Raw genomic sequence first — 4871 nt, forward strand, 5'->3', positions numbered from 1 at the left:
ATTGCAGCAGTTCGCTGAAGCTGGGATAGTCTCGATTTAATAGTTTAATGACAACCGGAATCTGGTCTGTTTCTCGACTGGCTCGATAAACCAGGGTTTTAGAACCACTGTACAGTTGCTCGATTAGACGGTATCCGGCAATTGGACTGGTTAAATCTATACCTGCATTCATTTTGGCTATCCTCATCTTAAATATTGACTGCTAAAAATTAATGTGCGCCTCTGTGTGTAAGAGTTAAATGCGGCGATCGCATAATTAACTTCATCCGTTTGTAGGCAATGATATCGTAAACTCCGTCCCTTCTCCCCATAGAGAATTTACCTCGATTGTACCGCCGTGTTTTTCAACTACAATCTGCCGTGCGATCGCCAATCCCAACCCCGTGCCTTTCCCTACTCCCTTGGTAGTAAATAAATCATCAAAAACCTTCTGCCTCACCGTCTCACTCATGCCAATACCGTTATCTTTGATCCGAATTATTGCTTTCTGCCGATCTTCCGATAATTCAGTCTTGATAATAATTTGATTATGATTAATTTTGATTTCTGCATAACTACGTCCCGTATTTAATTCTTCTAAAGCATCGATCGCATTAGCCAACAAATTCATAAATACCTGATTGATCTGTCCTGCATAGCATTCTACTTCCGGTAAATCACCATACTCTTTAATGACCCGAATCTCAGGGCGAGTGTCGTTTGCCTTGAGGCGATGTTTTAGGATCATAATTGTGCTATCAATGCCGTCGTGGATATTGCAGGCAACGGGGCGATCGCTATCGGCACGGGAAAAGATGCGAAGACTGGTGCTGATGCCTTTGATTCGCTTCACTCCTTCGCTCATGGAACCCACTAACTTTGGTAAGTCTTCACGGATGTAGTCGAGGTCTATCGCTTCAATTTCCTCTTGAATTGCCGCAGTGTAATTAGGATATTCTTGCTCAAATAGATCGAGCAATCCAAACAAATCATTAATGTAATCTAAAGCAGGGGTAATGTTGCCAGCAAGGAATCCTACAGGGTTGTTGATTTCGTGAGCGACCCCAGCTACTAAATTGCCCAATGCCGACATTTTTTCACTTTGGACTATTTTTAGTTGTGCCTGTTTGAGGTCTGTAAGGGCTTGTTGCGATTCTTGATAAAGACGGGCATTTTCCAAAGAAATGGCAGCTTGAGAGCAAATTAGATTCAGCACTTCAACGCGATCGCTGGTAAATGCCCCCACCGTCAGGTTATTTTCGAGATATAAAATTCCAATCAACTTGTTTTGATTAAGAATTGGACTACAAAGAACACTTTTCGGCTGATGCTGTTCAATATAGCGATCGCCTGCAAACTGAGGATTTATCCTCGCATCGACAAGTACCAGAGGTTTCAAACTCCGTTTGACAGTATTAACCAAACTAATCGCCACATCCTGACTTGATTGTAGAGGCATTGATGGTAATAGTTGCGGTTCCTGTTCCTCTTCTACAAGGGCTACTACTTTTAACTCAACATCTTGTTTTAGCAATAAGACACACTTATCTGCCCCAGCGTTCGTAATTACTATTTTTAGGAGAGTAGTCAGGAGTTTATCTAGTTCAATCTCCCCAGAAATGGCTTGAGAGGCTTTGACTAGAGTAGCCAAATCTAGAACTTCAGAGACGCTACTAGAAGTGTGACTTGAAGCGATCGTTCCCAGAGAGATAGTTCCCTGGAACGAGGTCAAGGAACGAGATTGCTGAAGGATGGGAGCGAAGAGTTGGGGATAACATTTTTCCAGATCGTCAACTTTAGCTTTTGCTCCCCAACGACTGTAGGCGTAGTAAGCCTCAATCGCATAAACTTGGGCAAATTTTTCTTTATCCCATTCCAGGTAAAATTTCGCTGCTAGTTCATTAGCTAGTGCTTCTTCGTTGAGGAATTGATTTTCTTTAGCGAGGGAGATTGCGCGATCGTACAAATCTATTGCTTCTACTTTATTGCCCAAAACACGTTTCCGTTCAGCCTCAACTAAATACCATTTATGCAGATGATTCATCGGAGCATTTTGCGCCCACTGTTGCAGAGTGGTTTGATGGGTTTCCACAGAGGCAAGAATTTCAGCTTGCTCAATTTCTGGCTGTGTGGGGAAAAGTGCTAGGTGGGTGAGGGCGGCATAGAAATGGAAAGCGGGAACAAAAACCAATCCCGATACTGCCATCAAATACTGTTTGCTTTGAGCCATGTGGTCTAGGGCAGCCGTGTAATTACCCCATAAGTAAGCAAGCAACAGTTTGTAGATGTAGGCACAAGCGATCGCGGTGAGTTCATTATTCTGATGGTGCTGAGGAATCATCACCGTTTCATCGTAGGCAGAGCCGATTAAGCAATCCGGTTGACTTACAGTTTCCCTCAAGTTATAAACCAACGGCTGCGTCATATCCAACAAAGCCTGGGCAGAATATTGCTTCACCTGAGCCAAGGCAGCGCTATAACTTACTATTTCAGTTTCCCAAGTGTCTAGTTCTACCCCACCGAAGAAATGGGCATAAAAGTAAACATTTATGTTGTAGCCAGCGTAGAGAAAAGCGGCAGTTTCCATGCCAGCTAGATAGCCATCTTTCAGGGTCGGTATCGTTGCCCTTATAGCTTCTTGGCGATGCTGAATAAAACACCCAAACAGAACCAGAATTATAGACTTGAATTCCCGTACATTCAACCGCTCCAGCAATGAGAGTGCCAATTTACCAAAGGCATAGCCGGTTTCCACATCTCCCAAAAAGGCACACAACACCAGTCCGTGAATCGCATACCCTACCGTCGATGCAGGTGCATTCCCAAATTGGAGCGATAAACTCACCATCGTGGAACTCAGTAGGGGCAGCAAACCGGGCATTCCCTGGAAAATGGGTGTAAACAACAGTCCTAACAGTTGGAGGGCTGCTGGCGCTTGGGGATCGGCGATTGGTGGCAGGTCAGCCAGTTCCTCAATCCGTCTGCCGCTTAGTTGGCTAGCCAGGGCTTGTAGCGCTTTGCCAATCGTGGCTTCGTCAGGTTCCGTAGGGAATTCAACTCCCAATTGCAAGAGTGTATCTCTTGCTACCGCGATCGCTTCCAACACCTTGCCTTGGGCTGACCGTGCGGCGATTTTAATTACATAAATTTTAACTTTCTCTAAAATTGTCTTAGCTTCTTGCAACACCAGTGCTGCCATCTCTTCCATGCCATCAAGGTCAGCATTCAAATAGGCGGCTTCGGTGGAGGCAACATAGAGGTTCAAAGTCAATTCATACTGGCTTTGCCAACAATCCAGTGATAATAGCCCAATTCCCATTTGCAGATAGACTCTTGCCGCAGCATAAGCTGTAGAATTTCGGGCCTTGCGTCCGGCTTCTAAATTTAGTTGAGCTAATTTTTCCCGTTCGCTCGGTTGAGTAATTAACTCAATTCCTCGATTCAAATGACCGACAATATCAAATAGTTTTTCCTCTTGCTCTATTTCTGAATAATTGTGCTGAAGTAATTGTCCGATTTTGAGATGGGTTGCTTTTTTATCTAAATCAGGAATTAGCGAATAGGCAGCTTGCTGGACCCGATCGTGTAGGAATTTGTAATTTGCATTAGCAGCTTGGTTGACAGTATCTAAATTATCAATTTTGGTAAAGAATTTATAGATTTCGGTGGTGGGGACGAGCAAGCCTTCTTGTAACGCTTTCCACAAATCAGCCGCCGTTTCTTCGGGTAACTTTTCGGAAACGATCGCCAAAGTAGCTAAATCAAACTGAGCGCCAATACAAGCCGCCAACTTCAGGACAGCCTGAGTTGCGATCGGTAGCTTCTGCAATTGCAGTGCCATAAACTCCACCACATCATCGGTGATAGCTAAAGCTCTGACTTGAGCAATATCGCACTGCCAATACCGTATATTCCCATCAAAGGTAATCAACCCATCGTCATGTAATGCCTTAAGGAACTGTGTGGCAAAGAAGGGATTACCCTTAGTTTTTTGATACACCAATTCTGTCAAGGGTTGAGCAATAGGCAAATCGCAGTTCAGCGTCTCTGCCACCAACTGATTCATATCCCCTAAACTCAACGGTTGCAGCGTAATCTTATTCACCCTCGCCCCAGATTTAACAATCTCATCCACTGTCAAAATCAACGGATGAACTGGCGACACTTCATTATCCCGATAAGCACCCAACACCAATAAATGCCCTGTATCCTCCATCAACAGTTGTAACAGCTTTAGTGATGCTGAATCCGCCCACTGCAAATCGTCCAAAAACATCACCAAGGGATGTTCTTTTGTGGTACAAACTTGCACAAATTTCTGCATTAGCAGATTGAAGCGATTCTGTGCCGCACTTCCTGATAGTTCTTGTGCAGGAGGTTGAGTGCCAATAATGCTTTCTACTTCAGGAATTACGTCAATCAAGACTTGCCCGTTGTCTCCAACTGCTGACCTAATCCTGGTTTTCCAGCTTTGTAACTCAGCATCCGATTCTGATAGTAATTGTGTCATAAAATCGCGGAATGCCTGGACAAATGCCGAGAAGGGAATATTGCGGTTGAACTGGTCGAATTTGCCTTTAATGAAATAGCCGCGCTGCCGGACAATGGGTTTATGCACCTCGTTGACGACTGCCGTTTTTCCAATCCCGGAGAACCCAGCGACTAGCATTAATTCTGAGGTGCCATTTGCCACGCGCTCGAAGGCATTCAACAGGGTTTGTACTTCAGTTTCTCGACCGTAGAGTTTTTCGGGAATCAGGAAGCGATCGCATATATCTCGCCTTCCTAACTCAAATGTTTCAATCTTTCCAGTTGCTTGGTACTGCTGCCAACACTTTTCTAAGTCATGTTTCAATCCCTTGGCACTTTGATAGCGCTTTTCGGCATTCTTC

Annotated in this window: 1 protein-coding gene and 1 pseudogene; both read right to left on the minus strand. The window is 44.4% G+C overall.

Annotated elements, in window-relative coordinates:
• Window positions 1-172, minus strand: a pseudogene (locus QUA57_RS28825) (serine/threonine protein kinase); the annotation flags it as partial.
• Between the two features lie 90 nt (window positions 173-262).
• Window positions 263-4871: AAA family ATPase (locus QUA57_RS28040; RefSeq protein WP_333065049.1), on the minus strand; the 4609-nt coding region annotated here is incomplete at its 5' end.

This window comes from Microcoleus sp. Pol7_B2 (assembly GCF_036701035.1).
Taxonomy (GTDB): Bacteria; Cyanobacteriota; Cyanobacteriia; order Cyanobacteriales; family Microcoleaceae; genus Microcoleus.